This window comes from Actinoallomurus sp. NBC_01490 (assembly GCF_036227085.1).
GTDB classification, from domain to species: domain Bacteria; phylum Actinomycetota; class Actinomycetes; order Streptosporangiales; family Streptosporangiaceae; genus Actinoallomurus; species Actinoallomurus oryzae.
The window spans coordinates 7,909,449-7,928,414 of the sequence record NZ_CP109433.1; the positions used below are offsets into that span (position 1 = coordinate 7,909,449).

The 18,966-nt window shown below is 69.3% G+C and carries 17 protein-coding genes; 9 read left to right on the forward strand and 8 right to left on the reverse strand.

Annotation, left to right across the window (positions count from 1 at the left end):
* Positions 1-96 precede the first annotated feature (96 nt).
* Entirely contained in the window at positions 97-1,755 is a 1,659-nt protein-coding gene (locus tag OG417_RS36455) for a protein kinase domain-containing protein (RefSeq protein ID WP_329238798.1), read from the forward strand.
* Positions 1,756-2,117: 362 nt separating this feature from the next.
* Here the strand turns inward: OG417_RS36455 and OG417_RS36460 are convergent, their stop codons facing one another.
* Positions 2,118-2,291 (reverse strand): hypothetical protein, encoded by a 174-nt coding sequence (locus OG417_RS36460; RefSeq protein ID WP_329238801.1) that lies wholly within the window; start codon positions 2,289-2,291, stop codon positions 2,118-2,120.
* 73 nt (positions 2,292-2,364) lie between these two features.
* On the opposite strand from OG417_RS36460, the gene OG417_RS36465 reads away from it, so the two are divergent.
* From OG417_RS36465 to OG417_RS36480, 4 genes are all read left to right on the forward strand, one after another.
* On the forward strand, positions 2,365-2,823 hold the full coding sequence (locus tag OG417_RS36465; RefSeq protein WP_329238803.1) for a MarR family winged helix-turn-helix transcriptional regulator: 459 nt from the start codon (positions 2,365-2,367) through the stop codon (positions 2,821-2,823).
* Complete coding sequence (locus OG417_RS36470) at positions 2,820-4,241, forward strand: MFS transporter (RefSeq protein ID WP_329238807.1); 1,422 nt, start codon at positions 2,820-2,822, stop codon at positions 4,239-4,241. Before OG417_RS36465 ends, OG417_RS36470 begins: the two co-directional genes overlap by 4 nt.
* 33 nt (positions 4,242-4,274) lie before the next feature.
* Entirely contained in the window at positions 4,275-4,568 is a 294-nt protein-coding gene (locus tag OG417_RS36475) for a DUF1330 domain-containing protein (protein WP_227291938.1), read from the forward strand.
* A 74-nt stretch (positions 4,569-4,642) separates the two neighbouring features.
* Complete coding sequence (locus tag OG417_RS36480) at positions 4,643-4,993, forward strand: hypothetical protein (protein ID WP_329263169.1); 351 nt, start codon at positions 4,643-4,645, stop codon at positions 4,991-4,993.
* A 126-nt stretch (positions 4,994-5,119) separates the two neighbouring features.
* On the opposite strand, the gene OG417_RS36485 is transcribed toward OG417_RS36480, so the two are convergent.
* Together OG417_RS36485 and OG417_RS36490 are read right to left on the reverse strand one after the other, a co-directional pair.
* Positions 5,120-5,479, reverse strand: coding sequence for a MerR family DNA-binding transcriptional regulator (locus OG417_RS36485; protein WP_329238810.1), 360 nt, complete (start codon positions 5,477-5,479; stop codon positions 5,120-5,122).
* 66 nt (positions 5,480-5,545) lie between these two features.
* Complete coding sequence (locus OG417_RS36490) at positions 5,546-5,989, reverse strand: ATP-binding protein (RefSeq protein ID WP_329238811.1); 444 nt, start codon at positions 5,987-5,989, stop codon at positions 5,546-5,548.
* Positions 5,990-6,221: 232 nt separating this feature from the next.
* On the opposite strand from OG417_RS36490, the gene OG417_RS36495 reads away from it, so the two are divergent.
* From OG417_RS36495 to OG417_RS36500, 3 genes are all read left to right on the forward strand, one after another.
* Positions 6,222-7,112, forward strand: coding sequence for a helix-turn-helix domain-containing protein (locus tag OG417_RS36495; RefSeq protein WP_329238814.1), 891 nt, complete (start codon positions 6,222-6,224; stop codon positions 7,110-7,112).
* Complete coding sequence (locus OG417_RS54550) at positions 7,099-7,212, forward strand: DUF397 domain-containing protein (protein ID WP_442875595.1); 114 nt, start codon at positions 7,099-7,101, stop codon at positions 7,210-7,212. The genes OG417_RS36495 and OG417_RS54550 overlap by 14 nt, the downstream gene beginning before the upstream one ends.
* A 101-nt stretch (positions 7,213-7,313) precedes the next feature.
* The gene (locus OG417_RS36500; protein ID WP_329238817.1) at positions 7,314-10,850 is read left to right on the forward strand and encodes a DEAD/DEAH box helicase; all 3,537 of its coding nucleotides are present in this window, start codon (positions 7,314-7,316) and stop codon (positions 10,848-10,850) included.
* 184 nt (positions 10,851-11,034) lie between these two features.
* Here the strand turns inward: OG417_RS36500 and OG417_RS36505 are convergent, their stop codons facing one another.
* The 4 genes from OG417_RS36505 to OG417_RS36520 form a co-directional block, all read right to left on the reverse strand.
* On the reverse strand, positions 11,035-12,612 hold the full coding sequence (locus OG417_RS36505) for an HNH endonuclease signature motif containing protein (protein WP_329238819.1): 1,578 nt from the start codon (positions 12,610-12,612) through the stop codon (positions 11,035-11,037).
* Positions 12,613-12,846: 234 nt separating this feature from the next.
* Complete coding sequence (locus tag OG417_RS36510) at positions 12,847-14,898, reverse strand: helicase-associated domain-containing protein (protein ID WP_329238824.1); 2,052 nt, start codon at positions 14,896-14,898, stop codon at positions 12,847-12,849.
* Between the two features lie 84 nt (positions 14,899-14,982).
* Positions 14,983-16,119: a helix-turn-helix domain-containing protein gene (locus OG417_RS36515; protein WP_329238827.1), complete on the reverse strand. Its 1,137-nt coding sequence runs from the start codon at positions 16,117-16,119 to the stop codon at positions 14,983-14,985.
* A 30-nt stretch (positions 16,120-16,149) separates the two neighbouring features.
* The gene (locus OG417_RS36520) at positions 16,150-16,872 is read right to left on the reverse strand and encodes a hypothetical protein (protein WP_329238830.1); all 723 of its coding nucleotides are present in this window, start codon (positions 16,870-16,872) and stop codon (positions 16,150-16,152) included.
* Positions 16,873-17,002: 130 nt separating this feature from the next.
* On the opposite strand from OG417_RS36520, the gene OG417_RS36525 reads away from it, so the two are divergent.
* Positions 17,003-17,401 (forward strand): pyridoxamine 5'-phosphate oxidase family protein, encoded by a 399-nt coding sequence (locus OG417_RS36525; protein WP_329238833.1) that lies wholly within the window; start codon positions 17,003-17,005, stop codon positions 17,399-17,401.
* A gap of 101 nt (positions 17,402-17,502) precedes the next feature.
* Here OG417_RS36525 and OG417_RS36530 read toward each other — a convergent pair whose 3' ends face one another.
* Positions 17,503-18,810 (reverse strand): hypothetical protein, encoded by a 1,308-nt coding sequence (locus OG417_RS36530; RefSeq protein WP_329238836.1) that lies wholly within the window; start codon positions 18,808-18,810, stop codon positions 17,503-17,505.
* Between the last annotated feature and the right edge of the window lie 156 nt (positions 18,811-18,966).

An 18,966-nucleotide genomic window follows, 5' to 3' on the forward strand; every position in this document is an offset into this window, starting at 1 on the left:
CACCCTGGCCACCGTCTGGAGCCTGGTGGGCGCACTGCCGTAGCCGCACCAGGCCACGGCCTTTACGCAGTAAGGTGCACGCCCACCGGGGCAGTGGTGTTGCGGCCCACTGATCGCTTCTGCGATCCGGTGTGCGCGGCTATCGTTCGTCGGGTGAGTGATCGGAGGCGTCTTGCGGATCGGTACGTACTGCGTGAATCACCGATCGGTGCCGGTGGCATGGGAACGGTCTGGCGAGCGTACGACGAGTTGCTCCATCGCGAGGTCGCGATCAAGGAGCTGCGGCTGCCCGAGAGCCTGAGCGCGGCGGAGCGCGAGGCGCTGCGGGAGCGGGCGATGACGGAGGCGCGCGCCGCCGCCGGTCTGCACCACCCGGGGATCGTGCCGGTCCACGACGTGCTCGAAGAGGACGACCGGCCGTGGATCGTGATGCACCTCGTGGAGGGGCGCGCGCTGGACGAGGAGGTGGCGGCCTCCGGACCGCTGGACCCGCGCCGTACGGCCGAGGTCGGCCTTCGGCTCCTCGACGCGCTGGCCGCCGCGCACGCGAAGGGCGTCCTGCACCGCGACGTCAAGCCGCAGAACGTCCTGCTCGACGCCGACGGGAACGCCGTGCTCACCGACTTCGGCATCGCCGCGGTCGTCGGGGCCACCCGGGGCCTGACCCAGGACGGCTCCCTGATCGGCACCCTCGGGTACGTCGCGCCGGAGCGGATGAGCGGCGGGAAGGCCGTACCGGCGTCGGACCTGTGGTCGCTCGGGGCAACGCTTTACCACGCGGTGGAGGGGCGGCCCGCGTACGGGGCGGAGGATCCCGCCACGGTCGTCGCCGCGGTGCTCACGCGCGGGCCTGACGCGCCGCGGCGAGCCGGACCGTTGTGGCCGGTCATCGAAGGTCTCCTCAACCGCGATCCGGACCTGCGCCTCGGTGCCGACGAGTCCCGGAAGCGGTTGCAGGCAGTGGCCTCAGGGCGGTCAGAGCCGTCTGCGGCCTCGGAGACTTCCACCGTTCGGCTTCCCGGGCCGACCCCGGACCCACCGACCAAGGTGGAGACCGCTCTCATGCCGCCGCCGAGCCTGCGGGCACGGCTTCGCCACCGGATGGCGCTGGTGACGACCGGAGCGGTCGCCGTGGTCGCCGTCATTGTCTTGGCGGCCTGGCTCGCGACGTCGAACGGCGGCTCCGCGACCGCGCAGGGCGATGGCTCCACCACCACGCCGGCAGCACAGCCCTCAGCCTCCCAGGCCAGCCCCTCGCCGACCCCACCGGCCGCCCGCTTCAGGCTGGCGCCGAACGTGTGCAAGGGCCGGTCCAAGAAGTCGACGCCGATCAGGCAGTTGGTCCCGCAGGCCGCCCCGAACTATGAGAAGTGGACCGAGGTGTCGGACGATGTCACCTGCAAATGGGAAAACCTGAAGAAGGGAGATAAAAGCTTCTCCTGGCCGGAATTGCAGATCTCCGCAAAGCGGTACGACGATGTCGACGAAGCCGCATCGGATTTCGCGACAGATCAATTTTACCATCGCGACGATGACGTCATCAAATCATTGAACGGCCTCGGCGATAACGCTTTCTTCGCGCACAAGGAACGCGGATTTCCTTATGGAGTAGAGGTGGGTGTCCGGATCTCCAACGTGTTCATCGCCGTGAGCTACGAATATGACTCGGACAAAACCCTCAAAAAATCCGATGAGGAGATGATAATGACACTTGCCCGGCAGCTGGTGGCGCAGACAGAAGCCTCGGCCGAATGAACCGAAACTCGACCGGCGAACGTACGCGACCAGCGACCCCTTAATACCGTGCGTGCCAGCAGAGTCTGGCGCATCCGTCCATAGCCGAACCCGAATTCTTCCGCCACGCGGCGAATCGGCCAGCCCTGTTCGCAAAGACGGACCGCATCTCGCATCATCTCCTCATGGGCGGCGTCCGGCTCAGGCGACCGGTACGTATCGCGGAACGCGAGAACGTCGCCACGGAAGTAACGACGTACTCCCAACATGGCGGCCACCTCTCGCGGTGTCATCAGGTCGTCATCGGCACAGGACATGGCGAATACCAATCATTGCGATGCTTCATGGAGTCCGGTTGAGGGGAAGACCCCGCGGCGTCGCCGTCAGGCGGACCGCGCCGCGGTGGCGAAGACGGCGGTGACCGTACGGCCGTGCTCGTTGCCGTGCCACCCCCAACTGCCGGTCAGAGCCGCGACCGTACGCAGGCCACGCCCCGACTCGGCGAGATCGTCCGCATCCGTGGCGACCGGCTCCGTGGGACCACCCTGATCGGTCACCGCGATGAGCACCCGGCCGGGCCGGCGCCGCTATTTCCATAAACTATGAATATAAAAACGCTATGCTTCGAGCATGAGACGTCAAGACACCGCTCCTGGCGCGTCCGCCGCCATCGGGGCAGCTCTCTACGGCCTGGCCACCAGGGCCGCGAGACGCCTGCCCCGAGACATGAGCCTGACGTCCGCCGCCACCCTGGCCACCCTGGACCGGACCGGCCCGCGGCGCATCACCGATCTGGCCGCGGTCGAGGGCGTCACCCAGCCCGCGATGACCGCCCTGGTCCGGGTGATGGAGGAGTCCGGCCTGGTCGAGCGGCGGGGCGACGCGTCCGACAAGCGGGTCACGCTGGTGTGCCTGACCGAGGCCGGCGCCTCCTATGTCCGGACGCGGCGCCAGGCGGGCGTCCACGCGTTCGAGCGGTTGATCGGCGAGCTCACCGGCGACGAGGTCGAGGCGCTGGTGGCGGCCCTTCCGGCGCTGAAGCATCTGGAAGAGCTCGAAAGCCAGGACCGCGAAGGGCCGAAGCAGTGACCGGGCAGCCGGTCGGCGGGGTCGCGGTGAAGACGTTCCCGGTGGCGCGGCTGCTGGTCCCCGCCCTGGTGTTCATCGCTCTGGTCGTGGCGGCGGTCGCCAGCCTCGGGACGCCGCTCATCACCAGCGTGGCGACCTCGTTCCACGTCTCGCTCGGCAGCGCGCAGTGGACGCTGACCGTCGCGCTGCTCAGCGGCGCCGTCGCCACGCCGGTCCTGGGCCGGCTCGGAGCCGGCCCGTACCGGCGGGCCACGATCCTCACCACGCTGACGGTCGTCGTCGCCGGCAGCGCGCTCACCGTGCTGCCGCTGCCGTTCGCGTGGCTGCTGGCCGGCAGGGCGGCCCAGGGCGTCGGGCTCGGGCTGACGGCGCTGATGATGGGCGTGGCCCGTGACCACCTCCCCGAGGAGCGCAGCGCGGCCGTGATCGCCCTGATCTCGGTGGTCTCGATCATCGGGGCCGGCGTCGGCTACCCGCTGGCCGCACTGCTCGCCGAGCTCGGCGGGGTACGGGCCGCCTACGGCCTCGGCCTGGTCGTCACCGCCGCCGCCCTCCTGACCGCGTGGCGCTCCATGCCCGAAGCCCCCGAAGGCCGCTCCGCCCACGTGGACGTGGCAGGCGCGGTCGTCCTGGCCGCTGCGCTACTCCTGGTGCTGTTCCTCGCCGGCGAACGGAATCTGTGGGACCGGCACCTCGCCATGGCGGCGGGCCTCGCCGTCGTCGCGTTGGTGCTGCTCTGCGTCTGGGCCGTCATCGAGCTGCGCAGCACGACGCCCCTGGTCGATGTGCGGGCGGTGCGGCACCCGGCGGTCGCCGGGGCGAACCTCGCCATGTTCGTCGGCGGGATCGGCATGTACCTCCTGCTCACGCTCATCACCCGGTACGCGCAGACGCCGCACGGCGCCGGCTACGGTTTCGGGCTGACGACCTTCGTCGCCGGGCTGGTCCTCATCCCGTTCTCGGTGCTGGGGTTCGTCGCCGGCAAGCTCACGCCGCGGGTCCGGACGCGGATCGCCGACCCCCTGCTCCTGGCCGGCAGCGCCGTCGTGGTCGGCGGCGGGTTCGCCCTGTTCGCGGCGGTCCGGTCGGACCTGGCCGAACTGTTCGCGGCGATGGGCGTGCTCGGCTTGGGCGTCGGCGGCTTCTCGGCCGCGATGCCCGGCGTCATCCTGGCCGTCACCCCCAAGAGCGAGACGTCGAGCGCCATGAGCTTCAACTACGTCGTCCGCAGCGTCGGGTACTCCCTGGGCAGCGCCATCGGCGGCCTGATCCTCGCCGCGGGCACCGGCCCCGGCCACCTCTTCCCCGACGACAGCGCCTACACCACCGCGGCGCTGGTCGGCATCGGCGCCATGGCGATCACGACGCTGACAAGCCTCGCTCTCGCCCGCCGACGCTCGTCCGAGACCAACCCGTAAGTCAGATGCACTCATCCCAACACTGGAGGTTCCATGCCCAAGGGCTACTGGGTCAGCGTCTACCGCACCATTTCAGACCCTGAGAAGCTGGCTGCTTACAACAAGCTGGCCGGTCCGGCCGTCAAGGCCGGGGGCGGTCGGGTCCTCGTCCGTGGCGGTCGGGTCGTGGCGCATGACGCCGGAATCGCCGAGCGCACCGTCCTGATCGAGTTCGACAGCTTCGAGCAGGCCGTCGCGGCGCACGAGAGTGCGGCCTACCAGGAGGCGCTGGTCGCCCTCTCCGACGGCGTCGAGCGCGACTTTCGCATCGTCGAAGGCATCGACTGACCGAGGTCCAGTCGGATCTTCACTGAAGGACTCTGCCGGGAATCTTGAGGACGGCGCAGTTAACGATCGTGACGTTGCGTCAGGCTCTCGCGCTCACCCGGATCCGGCGGGCCGGCTTGCTCAAGGGCCGCGGCACCCAGCGCACCGACTCCACCCACATCCTGTCCGCCGCACGGGAGCTGACCCGCCTGGAGCTGGTGACCGAGGCGGTCCGCGCCGTCTTGGAGGCCATGGCCCACCAGGCGCCGGAGGTGCTGGACGAGCTGCCGCCCGGGGTGTTCGCCCGCGAAGTGGGCCATGGTCGAGGTCGCGGGCCTGGAGGTGGGCGGTCCCGACGATGGCGAGGCACATGCCGACGGAGCGGGTTCGGAGCCTCGCTCTTGCCGCCCCTGCTGGGGTGGCAGAGCGCTTTGGCCCGGTCGTAGTTGCCGAACAAGAAGGCCTCCTTGTTCTCGAAGACGTTCAGCGTCGGATCGGCCAGCAGGCTGCGGGCCTGCCGGACGGAGGCGATGATCCCTCCGAAGTGGTGGTGTTCCTGAGCGGCTAGTGGATCAGGCGTCGGGCCGCCGGGCCAGAGATCCCCTTAATGCCGTGCGTGCCAGCAGAGCCCGGCGCATCCGTCCGTAGCCGAACCCGAATTCTTCCGCCACGCGGCGAATCGGCCAGCCCTGTTCGTAAAGACGGACCGCGTCTCGCATCATCTCCTCATGGGCGGCGTCCGGCTCAGGCGATCGGTACGTATCGCGGAACGCGAGAACGTCGCCACGGAAGTAACGACGATGGCCGCCCGGCGTGCGTACGGCGGGTTTGAGGGACCCCAGACGCGCCCACAGGGCGACCGTCGAGGCCCGTACTCCCAACATGGCGGCCACCTCTCGCGGTGTCATCAGGTCGTCATCGGCACAGGACATGGCGAATACCAATCATTGCGATGCTTCATGGAGTCCGGTTGAGGGGAAGACCCCGCGGCGTCGCCGTCAGGCGGGCCGCGGGTCGGTGGCGAAGACGGCGGTGACCGTACGACCGTGCTCGTTGCCGTGCCAGCCCCAGCTGTCGGCCAGGGCCGCGACCGTACGCAGGCCACGCCCCGACTCGGCGAGATCGTCTACATCCGTCGCGACCGGCTCGGTCGGACCGCCCTGATCGGTCACCGCGATGAGCACCTGGCCGGGCCGGCGCCGTACCTCGACGGTGAACCCACCTTCGCTGCGGCCCGACTTGGTGTGGCGCAGCGCGTTGACGACGAACTCGTCTGCGGCGAGAAGCAGGTCGTCGATGACCGGGCAGTCGGGCATCAGCGCGGCGATGAAGCCTCGCACGCGCGCCGCCTGGTCGGCGCTCCCGGGAAACGAACGATGCCACCGCAGGGCCGCGGCGGGGCGATCGGTGATGATGTCGGCGCAGCAGGCCGCGGTGGTCATCGGCACCTCACAAGCACGAGAGGACTGGAGTTCCTAACCGTTGGGACACGGGTTCGGCCGCGCACCATCGTCACACTTCTCTACTGATCACGTACGGGTTTTCTATACGTGATTCGTCATTCCGCTTGATTCGCACACCGGTTTGATGAACGTTCGTCCCGAACACGCAAGGTGACCATCTGAACACTCGATGACTGTGCAGGATCAGCACGGTGCAGAGGAGCCCCCCAGCATGACCAGTCCTTTCGTACGCCGCCGGCGACTCGCCACCGAGCTGCGCACCCTGCGGGAGCGGCAGGGCATGACCGCCGACCGCCTGGCCAAACTCATCCACCAGTCACGGATGAAGATCAGCCGACTGGAGAACGCGCACGGCCGCCCCGACCTCGCCGAGGTCATGAAGATCCTGGACCTGCTGGACGTCAGCGGCGACAAGTGGCAGGAGGTCGTCCGCATCGCCCGCGACGCCGCCGAACGCGGCTGGTGGGACTCCTACGGCGACGCCATGGGCGCCCGCCAACGCCTGTACGCCGACATCGAGTCCGGCGCGAAGACCATCCGCGAGTACCACCAGACCGCAATGCCGGGAGTCCTCCAGACTCCGGAGTTCACCTGGGCGCTGGTCGAACTGACCCAGGCGGAGGGTGCGATCGATTACGTCCCCGAACGCATGGCCGAGGCACGACTGCAACGGCAGCGGGCGATCCTACGTCCAGGCGGCCCGGAGTACGAGATCATCCTGGGCGAGATCGTGATCCGGCGGCTGGGAGTCGCTCCGGACGTGCTCGCCGCCCAGCTCCACCATCTCGCGGCCACCGCGCATACCGCCCCGAACATCACGGTGTTGGTGCTGCCGGTCGACGCGCGTCTTCCCGGTGCGCTGCTGCCGAAGTCGCCCTTCTTCCTCTACACGTTCCCCGACGTGGAAGACCCGCCCATGGCGGTCGTGGACACCGTCACGACCGATCTCGTACACACCGACCCCGGCGAGGTCTCGTGGTATACACAGCGGTATGACCACCTCCGGCAGGCGTGCCTCTCCCCCGAGGACAGCGCCACCCTGCTGACGGAGGCGGCGGACGCCCTCCTCTCACGACGGGATCTCAGCCATGCCCAGCCATGATCTTGACTGGCGCAAATCGCGCCGCAGCGAGCCGAACGGAGCCTGCGTCGAGGTGGCGGCGACAACCGCTGCTGACGGAGACGAGACGAACGCTCACTGAGCCTCCGGTTTCGGAAAGCGACCGAAGCGATCCCCTTCGTGATGGAAGAATGATCACTGGTCCACACGAAGGGGGCGAGCGTGCGGCGCGGACAGCCACGTATGACCGAGGTGATCGAATACTGGCGAGCCATAGAGCTGTTCGATCCGCCGAACATCCCGAGAGCCACCAAGCTCCGGGACCGCACGTCCGGGACAGAATGGGTGCAGCCGGTCATGTTGGACGGCGCGCGCTCGTTACCAACACTGCCGTGGCAGGCCGGTCACCGTTTGAGCGACGAGAGGCCGAAGGGCGGAAGATACGGTGCGTGCTGGCGGCACACCGTCTACGGCGGAGTGTTCTCGCTTGACGCGGTACGCGAAAAGCTGACCAAGCACTTCGGTTACCCGCAGGAAGAGGACTACGGCGGTGCGCGCAAGAGCACCGAGTCCGCCGTGTTCGGCTTCACCGTGGACGAGCACGGGCTCCTTGTCGAAGACACCTTGGTGTTCTCGTCCTGTGCCTGGGCCACCGGCCGGGTCCGCGATCCCGGCCCGCAGACTCCCGGCTGGCTCGATGGCTTCGGTGACCTGACCGAAGAGGCCGCGGCGGCCGTCGCCCTGCTCGCCCAACGGCGGATCCCCTACGGCCCGGGCGCAGAGGCGTCCGAGGGCTGGCGGAAGCCGATCGGCGAGATTTTGGGATCGGCTGCTGAGGGAGCGGTCACGGCGCTGATCGCAAGCCTGAGCGGAACACTGGGGGCGATCGGCGTCGGGGCGCTGTCCGGAGCTGCCAAACCCGTGCTGAGCAGGCTGAACAAGCGGCTAGCCGGGAACGACTCAGCCGAGCACCCCGAAGACGCGAAACCGCAGGAACAGGAAGAGGAGAGTGGGCCAGGCCGGCCTTTGGTTGCGCTGGACCTGGTCGCATTCGCCGCGTACGTCGCAGACCTGTGCGGGGTGTCGGATCTGGTGGATGACACACAGTTCCGGATCAGGAGCCAGCCTGTATCCAGAAAACGCGACGGTTCCCTGCCCGATGCCGAACCGCCCTTTCTGAACAGCCTGTTCCCCGAGGACTTGGAGCGTGTCGCGGGTGCCGCGGCCCAAGGTTACGGCCGCGCGCTGACCGCCTATCTCACCGCACCGGACGCGGTACGAGCCGAAGACCGAGTCGACGTACGCGAGAACTCGAGCACTGTGCTGGACGGAGTCGGTCCTGGGAAGTTCCCGCTCGGCCGTTGGCCTGCGGACACCGACAAGCCACTCGTGTTGAGCCAGCAGTTCGCGGTCAACACCATCAGCGCCGAACTGATGCACGGCGACGGGTTGTTCTCCGTGAACGGACCACCGGGCACCGGCAAGTCCACGCTGCTCCGTGACCTGATCGCCGCGATCGTCGTCGAACGTGCCACGGCGCTCGCACGTCTCCCATCACCCGCGAACGCGTTCACCGGCACCTCGACCTGGACGGTGGACGGCACGAAGCGTAGCGTGCGCGTACTCAGGCCCGAACTGACCGGCCACGAGATCGTTGTCGCGTCGTTCAACAATGGGGCGGTCGAGAACATCACGACCGAATTGCCCGCACGTCGCGCCATCGGCGACGATTGGCGAAGTGAAACGTCATACTTCCTCGATCAGGCGACCGCGCTCCTCGGCGGCCCGGCCTGGGGAGCGATCGCGGCTCCGTTGGGAAAGCAGGAGAAGCGACGGCAGTTCCTCGAACGCTTCTGGTGGGGCGAAGGCGCGACGGGCATGCAACGCCTGTTGCAGAACCTGGAAGACGATCCCGTACTTCACGACCCACCGGTTGAGGAGCGTTTCCCCAGTGATCGCGGCTGTCCGGCACCCGTCCCGTCCGAGACGCCGCCGACGCCGACCGGGTGGCATGCGGCCGTCGACCGTTTCCACACCGCCTTGCGCGAGGCAACGAGGCTGCGCGACGAGAGACTCGCGGCCGAGCAGGCTCTGCGGCACCGTACGTCGGCGGCGGCCGAGACGGCGGCGGTGATCAATATGTCCAGCGCCGATGTGGAGTGGATGGAGATCCGCGAACGGAGCGATCGTATGATCACGGCCGCTCGCGCCACGGAGCTCACGGTCCAGGCACTGCGGATCGAGCTTGAGCAGCACCGTGCCGCACGCCCGCGTGGTCTGGGCTCACTCATCGGAGTAGGAGAGACGTCCCGGCAGTGGCGGGAACGCGAAAAACTGCTGGAACAGCGACTCTCCGGCGCCTATGCCGAGCACGCCGACGCGCAAGGCCGTGCCCACGCTGCTGCCGAGCAGGAAAGGATCGCACGGGAGAAGGCCGGGTACGCCGCAGAGGCCGCCGAGAGGATCCGGACCGAACGAGCTGCGGAGGATCACCGCCTCAAGCGGGCGCGGGAGGCTTGGGGGAGTCATTTCCCGGAAGACTGGCAAGAACGCGATGACGAAGAGCGGGAGCTTTCGGCTCCTTGGTCAGATGAGGAATGGGTACAGGCCCGCACTCGGCTCTTTCTCGCTGCGCTCGATCTCAATCGGGCGTTCATCACCGGAGCCGCCGGAATCGTCCGCCGCAACCTTGTGCAGTTGACCAAGACGCTCGGTCGCGCGAGTGACGCTCCACCGCCGGACGCCCAGTTGGCCGCGTGGCAAACACTGTTCTTGCTGATACCTGTCGTTTCGACGACCTTCTCTTCGTGTGGCCGGTTGTTCGGGGCACTCGGCCGAGAATCGCTCGGCTGGCTGCTGATCGACGAAGCCGGGCAGGCCAGTCCACAGGCAGCGGTGGGGGCGCTGTGGCGTGCCCGCCGGGCAGTGCTGGTCGGAGATCCGCTTCAGCTCGAACCCGTGATCCAACTACCCATGGCCGTCCAGGAGCTACTGCGACAGTGCTACCGGGTCGAGCCCGAATGGCTGCCATCGCGTGTCTCTGCTCAGGGAGTCGCCGATCGGGTCAACCGCTGGGGGACCTCGGTGGTGCGGCACTCGAAGGACGGGGAGCCAGAGCGCGTGTGGGTGGGAGCTCCGCTACGCGTGCATCGCCGCTGCGAACAGCCCATGTTCGAGATCTGCAACGCCATCACATATGACGGGCTCATGGTGTTCGGGACCGCGAATGAGCCGTTCCCGGATCGGCAGCGGCGACCCTACTCTTCGAGCAGCTGGGTCGATGTGAGAAGCGCCGACACGGAGGGCAAGTGGGTGCCTGCCGAAGGCCTCGCGCTGAGCCAAATGTTGGAGAGATTGCATCGCAAGCACGGCGTCAGCCTGGATCGGATTCGCGTGCTGAGCCCGTTCCGCGACGTGGTCGCGAGGTGCAAGGACCTGGTGAAGGAGCTGGACTGGAAGTCCGCTCCGCTGCCGGGCGTCAAGGACTACGGGGAGCAGGTCTCGCGCTTCGTCAAGGAGCACATCGGCACGATTCACACGATGCAGGGCAAGGAGTCCGATGTCGTAATCCTCGTTCTCGGCACCCATCCCCGGCGAGGCCAGAAGGCGCGGGAATGGGCCTCGGAGACCTCGAACCTGTTGAACGTGGCGATCAGCCGCGCCAAGCGCCGGCTGTACGTCGTCGGCAACCACGCCGAGTGGAGTAAGAACCGCTACTTCGACAAGCTGGCCGCCGAACTACCCCGTTACTCGTGGCCTCCCGACAACGGGATACTCTGACCTGCGGGTGGGCTCCTGGGGGAGGCGCTTTTCCCGCATTATCAGATCCGGCATCCCGCGGGGCCTCGGATTCGAATTCGGGGTCGCTCTGGTGGCTGGCCCGCTAACAACGCTGCTCGACAGCCTCCGGTATGGACTCGAGGTCGGATTCGTGCTTCTGATCGCTAACCTCCGACCATAATGGCTATTCGCGGTCGGCGGGTGCGGTGATTTTCCAGTGACCGGTCGGGCCGATCCACAAGATGACACCTGGCCAGAGGTGTTCGATACGCCAATCAGCGGACTGCTTGACTCGATGATGCCGACGACAAAGCAGCGCGATATTACAAATACAGGTCGCACCGCCACGATGGAACGGGACGGTGTGGTCGGCGTCGCAGTGGCGGACGGGTCGCCGGCACCCTGGAAAGCAACATCGGCGATCGCGGTGTTCGATCAGATGCCGCATCGCGGCGGGTGGCCGGTACCGGGGAACCCCATGCGTGGAGGGGGCTTTCCCGCCGGGATCAGGAGGACGACCAGGACCGCCACCGGCCCCCGGATCGGCACCGGCAGCCGGACCGAAGGTCAGCCTTGGAACGGGGCCTGGGACGCACCAGCGGCTTCGCAGCTCGACCAAGCACCGGTTGATACGGGCTCCGGCCTGGGCGATGAGATCGCCGATGCCATGGTGCCGTTCGGGAAGATCGTCGGGGCGGCCGGGTACGAACCCCTCGACCAAGGACCGGTCGATGCGCGCACCGGCCGCGAAGATGAGACCGCCGATGTCGTCGGCCCGGGATCGGCTGGTGTGGGTTGCGGTCTGGGCGATGAGTTCACCGACGCCGGTGATGTCGCGGCGGATGCCTTGCCGTGGTGCACCGAGTGCGTGGGTGAGGGTGGTCAGTTCGGTACGGGCGGCGTCCGCGATGACCTCGGCGATGGCATCGTCGACGCTGGTCCAGCCAGGCTCGCCGGTCGCAGGTGTGCTCGTGGGCCGGTCGGTGGTGTCGGCGGGTGGCTCACTGGTGGTGAAGGTGCCGCGCAGCAACCCGAGGAACACGTCCGCACGTAGCTGGTCGATCTTGCGGTCGTCCCCGTCGCGTTTGAGGCCGGTCGCGATCGCGCTGATGCGACCGTAGGCGGCGCTGGCCGCGTCAGAGGGAAGGTCCACGCCGCTCAACTGCACGGTGCCGTCCTGAGTTTCGATCAGCTCGACACCACGGTGTTTCTCCGCTTCTTGGCGTCGCCGGTCGGCCGCTTCGGGGTCCAGTTGTTTGATCAGTCGGCGGATCTTCGCCCGGATCTGACCGGTGGTCTGCTCCGGCGCCTTGGCCAGCACCTTGGCCTCGATGATGCGCGCCGACTCCTCATCCACCTGGTCGATGGTGTGCCAGATCGTCCGTGCCTTGAGGTAGTCGATCTGTCCGGCGGCCAGCGCCGCGAACGTGGCGGGCAGTTGCCCGGTCAGCTCGGTGGCGAACCGGATCAACCCGCCGGCCGCGGTGGAGGTGAGCGTCAACGCCTCAGCCACCTCGTCGAACACGTACTCGGCCGGGGAGAGCACCTCCACCACAGGATCGCGGTCCTCGGCCTCGGCGAACCGCCGCCGGGCCAGCTCCGCGACCGCCGCCAGCTCCACCGCCTGCACCCGCGACGCCAACCGCCGCGCCTCCACCATCGCCTCGGCCAAATCATGATCGGACAACTCGCCGGCATCAAACCCGAATGAATCCTCCGGCGATATCTGCGGGAAGAGCGATATGCGCGTTACGGCACTCATCTGCCACCTCCTCGCGAATCCGAATCTCGACTCGAATATAATAGCGAATTTCCCGGGCGCACCCCAGCGACATTTCGGGCAATTAAAAAACGACTTTGTCGATCAGCAAATAATGCACGGGTGCTCAGGTGGAGCCTCTTGTCTCCGAGCGCTCCGAACTACCGAGCTGGGCTATCTGGAGCCGTCAGCCACGACGCCAAGACCCCCGGGCACGATAGGGGCTGGAGCGATTGACTACCGTCCCCGAGGTCTCGTCGTCGTGCGGCGAGTGGAGCGGGCGACGAAGGCGGTACCGTCCTGGGCTTCGGCGGAGGGCACGTAGCCGGCCTGGCGCAGCAGGTCCAATGTCGTCGCCGGGTCGAGGGCGCTGACGAGTACGCCCGGTGCGACGGCGCGCAGCCTCAGCTTCTCCAGTACACGGACGCGGACCAGTTCCTCCGCCAGCGCAGGATCGGACACCGTCAGGCAGCAGCCGGTCGCGACCACCCGTACCTCGCCGTGCCGCCTCGCGACGTCCTCGATGAGATGGCGCAGGACGTTCGGCAGGTCGCCGGTGTGGGAGACGTCCACGAGAGAGGAACAAAGCGTCTCCGCCGACAGGCCCCGGTCGAGACCGCGCCGTACGCTGTCCGGCGAGAAGCGCCAAATCGAGGCCGTACCGCGTGCCTCGCGGTCGGCGACGCCGTCGAGAAGCTCGCTCAGCGCGAGCGAGGGCAACCCGGCGACGATCGCGGTCAGGTCGTTCTGGAACACGGCGGCGGTCGTCTCGTCGGCGAACAGCTCTCCCACGGACTCCGCCGCGCGCCCGCTGGCCAGGCCGGCGGCGAGCGGGCTCGGGCCATAGTCCGCGATCACCCCAAGCGTCACCGCCTCATCCCAGATGGTGGCGGTGAGGAGTCCGGCGTCCTCCGGTTCTTCGAAGGACATCGGCAGGCGCCACAGCACTCCGTCGACGAGCGCGCCGGGGCCGCTGACGGCGCGTCCGGGCGGCACGGTCGCGGCGGTGCGGACGACGGCCTGCCGCAGCGGCGACGCGAAGAACACGCCCGCCTCCGGCTGGAGGCACGGCTCCGGCTTCTCCCCCTCCGGAACGAACAGCGGCAGCCGGTCCATCCGCCACCACGCCTCCAGGAGCACGCCGATCCGCTCGGGCGTGGAGGCGGAGAGCCAGGCGTCGAACTCTCCGGTGGGCAGCGCCACGCCGCGTTCCCAGGCGATCAGTCCTGCGCCGCCGACCACCTCCAGGAGCAGCCGCAGCGTCGGCACCAGGCAGCCGGTGCACTTCGCGAGCCGGTTCAGCTCGCGCGACCCGACCCCACCGGACTTGAGCGCGCTCAGGGGCCTCGCGGCGCACTCGTGCAGGATCGCCTCGGTCAGCTCGACCGCGCGTGTCGCCGCGTTGGCCGCCTCCCCCGGGCGCGCGTCGGCGGCGGTGGTCGTGAGGCGGGGAGGAACCGGCTCGAAGGGGGCACGGTAGTCCAGGCCGCGCAGCGCCAGGCGTACCTCTCGCGGCATCGCCAGCTGATAGGCGTCCAGGATGACGAGCCCGCGCGCGGCCGCCCACATGATCACGTCCAGGTCCAGGGCTTCGGACGCCGTGCCCGGGGTTCCGGGAAGGCCGAACGACGCCAGCCGGTCGAGGGCCTTACGGGTGGCGGCCGGTGCCTCGGCGGCGACGGAACGGACCAGGTCGGCGTCGCGGAGCGTACGAGCCAGCAGGGCGATGAGCGGGTCGCGTCGCTCCGCCCTGGCCAGGTTGAGCCCCAGGTTGAGCGCGATGTGACGCATCACGTCGGTCGGCAGGTCCGGCAGCAGCGCGTCGAGCGGGAGCCCGGCGCCGAGCGGTCCGCCGATGCGCGTCTCCAGCCACGCGGCCACCGTGCCGAGCCGGAGCCGGTCGCCGTCCGGCCAGACGAGAGCGAGCTTCGCGAGCTCGCCGAGCACCTCGTCGAGCCACTTCCCGGTGTCGGCGTCGGGCACGTCCAGCAGGTCGCGCAGCTCGGACCGCCGGCCTCCGTCGCCGAGGACCTGTACGGCCTCGAAGACCTGCATCTGTGGCGTCGTCAGCCTCACGACCGCATCGATGACCGAAGACTCTTCGAGTAGCGCCCCGGCGAGGTCCTCCTGAGCAGGGTCCGCGGGCACGGCGGCGCTCCGGCGGCGAAGCCCGCTCCGCGCCCGGGCGTGCCAGTTTCTTACGGCGTCCGCCCGGGCGGCCGGCAGCGCCCGGTATTCGGCCGGGGCGAGCGACTTCAGCCATACGATCAGGGTGTCCTGCTCGGACATCAAGCGTCCGCCGGTAAGGCGATCATGGAGCCCGCAACGTTAGTGGTTCCAAGCTGCCATCCGGCTCGTAGCCGGCGACGGCCGTCAGCCCGGGAGGTCCGGGACCAGGGTCAGGCGGGGGCGGTCGTCGGTGACGTGGCTCAGCAGTTCCCTCACCTCGCCGTACGGGAGGTTCAGGCGGGCGGCGAGGGACTGTTCGGTCAGGCCGCGTTCGGAGCCCAGCGCCACCGCCTCGGCGAGGACGGCCGGCCACTCCGTCGGGTAGTCGCCTCGTGGCTCGTCGCGGCGCCAGCCCAGCCGGGTCAGGGTCACCTGGGCCCGGCGGTACAGGTCGTCGCCGATGCGGTTCAGCTCCCGGCTGCGGCGCAGCAGCGCCTGCACCGACACGCCCCACGCCCGCTGGATCTCCAGCAGCCGGGCGAAGTCCAGGCGGGTCGGTAGCAGGTCGGCGATCTGCGGGGCCGGGGTGAGGAACTCCGCGGCGAAGCGGTTCGCCTCGTGCTCGTGCCGGCGGTCGCCCGGCTGGGCCTCGTCGTGGAGCAGCAGGTGGCCGAGTTCGTGGGCGGCGCTGAAGCGGCGGCGCAGCGGGTTGCCGCGGTCGCGGGACAGGCAGATCAACGGACGGTCCAGGCCCGACGGGCGGCAGGAGAACGCGTCGATCCGGTCTCCCGCGCCGAACCTCGCCATGCTCACCACCGCTCCGTTGGCCTCGAGCAGGCGCACCAGGTGGTGGACCGGGCCGGCGGGCAGTTCCCAGGCGGCCCGCAGCTCGCGGGCGGCGCTCTCCGGGTCACGGCCGAGACGCGGAAGCCGCGGCTCCGGGAGGCGTACGACCGTCTGGATCTCGCGCACCGCCTCGGCCAGGTGGCTCATGGTCGCGCGCGCCTGGCGGCGTTCGTACACCCGGGTCGTACGGAGGCTGCGGAAGTGGGCGGCCTCCTCGGCCACCGGGAGCACGGGACGGCCCGCGGCGAAGTATCCCACCGGCAGGCCCAGTTCGACGGCGAGCCGCTTCAGGGTCACCTCGGCGGGCCGTGCCTGACCGCGCTCGAAACGGGTGATCATCGCGGCCGTCACCCCGGCCCCGGCCGCCAGGTCGCGCTTGGTCAGGCCGCTCCGCTCGCGTGCCAGGACGAGCCGGTCCGGGTCGAACGCCTCGGCGACGTCGGGGGCCGGGACCGCGGACAGGTGCGGCCGGCCACCACCGCGTCGGGTGTCCACGTACGGCCTCCTCCATCTCCTTCCATGACCCTAGTCATCCGTCCCGGTCGACTCCGGGAAATCCACGCCGCCGTCGATGAGCCTGAGGTCGAACTCCGGTGGCGGCGGGACGTCCGGCTCCTCCACCGGGGACGCGCCGGACGGCAGACCGTACGGATGGCGGCCCGCCTCCACGTCGAGCTCGGTGAACCGGTCCTCGTGCCAGTAGACGAGGTCGCCGTGCAGGTGCGGCGTCGCGAGGAACGCCCGGACCAGGCCCTCGTGCCGGTTGCCGGCCCAGCCCAGCACGACGACGTTCGACAGCGGCACGGGCGGCAGGCCCTCGTAGTCGAGCATCTGCTGGCCGGGCGGCCCGCCGCCGACGATCCGCGACCGGATGCCGGTCTCGTCGGTGACCGCCAGGCCCTGGTGCCGGTCGTCGCGCGTGCGGCCGTACCGCCAAGGGTAGATCAGCCAGTTGCCGGACACGACGGTGAACGGCGTGCCGAGCCGGTCGGTGGGCAGGTGGACCTTGGCGCGGGGCAGCCGGTCCTTGACGATCCGGCCGAAGGTCTCGCAGAGACAGTGGTAGCGGTCGGTGCCGTACGTGGTGTCGTTGGTCCAGTCGGCCAGGCGGAACCGCCACAGCGCCTGCCAGTGCGCGTAGTGCAGGCACGGCACGGCGTACGTCGTGAGCACCCGCGCCGTACGCGGACCGAGGAGTGTGCCGAGCCAGTCGCCCGGAGCGGCCTCGGAGGTCGCAGGGATGGACACGCGCCGGCCTCCTTCACTTGATCGTCTCTTGGCAGGCACCAGGCTCCCACTTGATCTTCGGCGAGGCCACCAGCGCCCCCGGCGTTTCGCCACACCGCGTGCGCGGCCACTTCGGCGATAGCGTGGGCGGATGACCAACGAGGCGCTGAGCGCGGAGGCGACGGAGTTCCTGCGCGAGCGTCACCTCGCGACGCTCAGCTCCCTGCGTCCCGACGGTTCGCCGCACGTGGTGCCGGTCGGGTTCACGTGGGACGCCGAGCGACGGCTGGCCCGCGTGATCACCGATGGCGGAAGCGTCAAGGCGCGGCTCGCCGCGGGCGGCGGACGCGTGGCCCTGTGCCAGGTCGAGGGCCGGCGCTGGCTCACGCTGGAGGGCACGAGCACGGTCAGCGCAGACCCGGAGCGCGTGTCCGAGGCGGTGGCCCGGTACGCCGAGCGTTACCGCGCGCCGCGGGAGAACCCGACGCGTGTCGTCATCGAGATCGCCGTGGACCGCGTGCTCGGCTCGTCCGACCTGTTCCCCGCCTGACCCCCGGGCCTGAGCGGCGCCTGGACGGTCACACCACCGCCGTGGCGTCCGTCACCGTACGGGCGACGGCGAGCGCGGCACGACTCGCTCTTTTCTTGGCCTTACCAGGCCGCGCCCCAGCCGCCGAGCAACACGATGCGCTCGCGCAGGTGGTCCTCGGGCGACCGTGGGTTGAGTGCCGCCGTGATCGCGCGCCGTTCGCGGAGGGCCTCGACGGCGAGTACGAGGTCCTCCGTGAGGCTCGCGGGTTCCTCCGCCGCGGGCCCGGTCCACTGGTCGAGCACGTACAGCGCCTCGGTGGAGCCGGGCAGCCCGAGGACCTCTTTGAGGCGCTCGGCGTCCAGGAAGACCTCGTCCGGTTCGAGGCCGAGCATGACGACTTCGAGCGGCCCCAGAGCGTCGCCGAATTCGGGATGGGGTTCCACCGGCCGGCCCTCCACACTCCGGCTTTCCTCGATCTCGGAGGCGGCCTGCTCGTCGATGAGCTCGTGACAGGTCTCGGTGACCCAGCCGAACCGCTGCCCGAATCCGAAGCGGTGGAACTCGATCCGCGCGTTGGTCTCGCCGAGCCCGGTCACCAGCGACTGGAAGACCAGCCCGTCCGTGCCGCCGGGCGTGACGAAGCCGGTCATCCGCATTCCCGCGCAGAAGTAGTTGGCGTTGTCCCACATCGGGTGGTCCCAGTCCCCGAAGCACTCCTCCAGTTCGGTCAGCGCGAGCGGCAGGCTCGGTGCCATGCCCTCGACGCACGGCGCGGCGTCGAGATGCACCTGGACGGCGTCCGGGAGTGGGGGCGTGGTGAGCCCGAGCCGGTCGAGCACATCGCGCGCACGCCCCGCGCCCTCACGTTCCAGGCGGTGGGTCGTGCCGCGTGGGTCGATGCGGTGGAGTTCCCGGATGGCGTCCGCGACCCGGGCCTGCGCGGCGCCCTCGGCGAGCAGGCGGTATCCGGTGGAGGGATGCCGGATGACCCACTGGCAGAGGACCTGCGGATCGCGGACGGTCGCCGCGATGGCGAACGCGTCCTCGGACCCGGACGCGAGCAGGCAGGGCAGCACGCACCACGGCACGTCGCGCAGGGTGCCGTCCTCGTCCACGTGGGAGGCGATCCAGGGCAGGATGCCATCCCCGTACCGCTCGTACGGGGCGAGGTTGTTCATGCCGCGAACATTGGCCTGCCAGGACAGGCGCCGGGCGTGCGTCACGAACTCCGCGGCGTCGGCGAGGCTCAGCAGAGCGGCCCACACCCTGTCTGATTCCAGGACGAACCTGCCGTCGATCGTCCGTCCCTGCCCTCTCTGGAACACCGCCACCCCGGCCAGCAGGCCGCGGGCTTCGGCGAGCGGCATCAGTCCGCGTTCGTCGAGGACGGGTAGACGGGCGTCACGCATCGCGGCATCGAGACTCACGCCGCCAAGATAGGGCGTTCCGGAGTCCACCGGTCGCCGAACGGATCCATGGTCAGGGCGACCGAGCACGACCACCGCGCGAAGGAGGTCCGTCTCATGCCGGCCGGCCGAGCAGGCTTCGGTGAAAGAGCCAGCAGGCCGAATGATCTTGGCCGG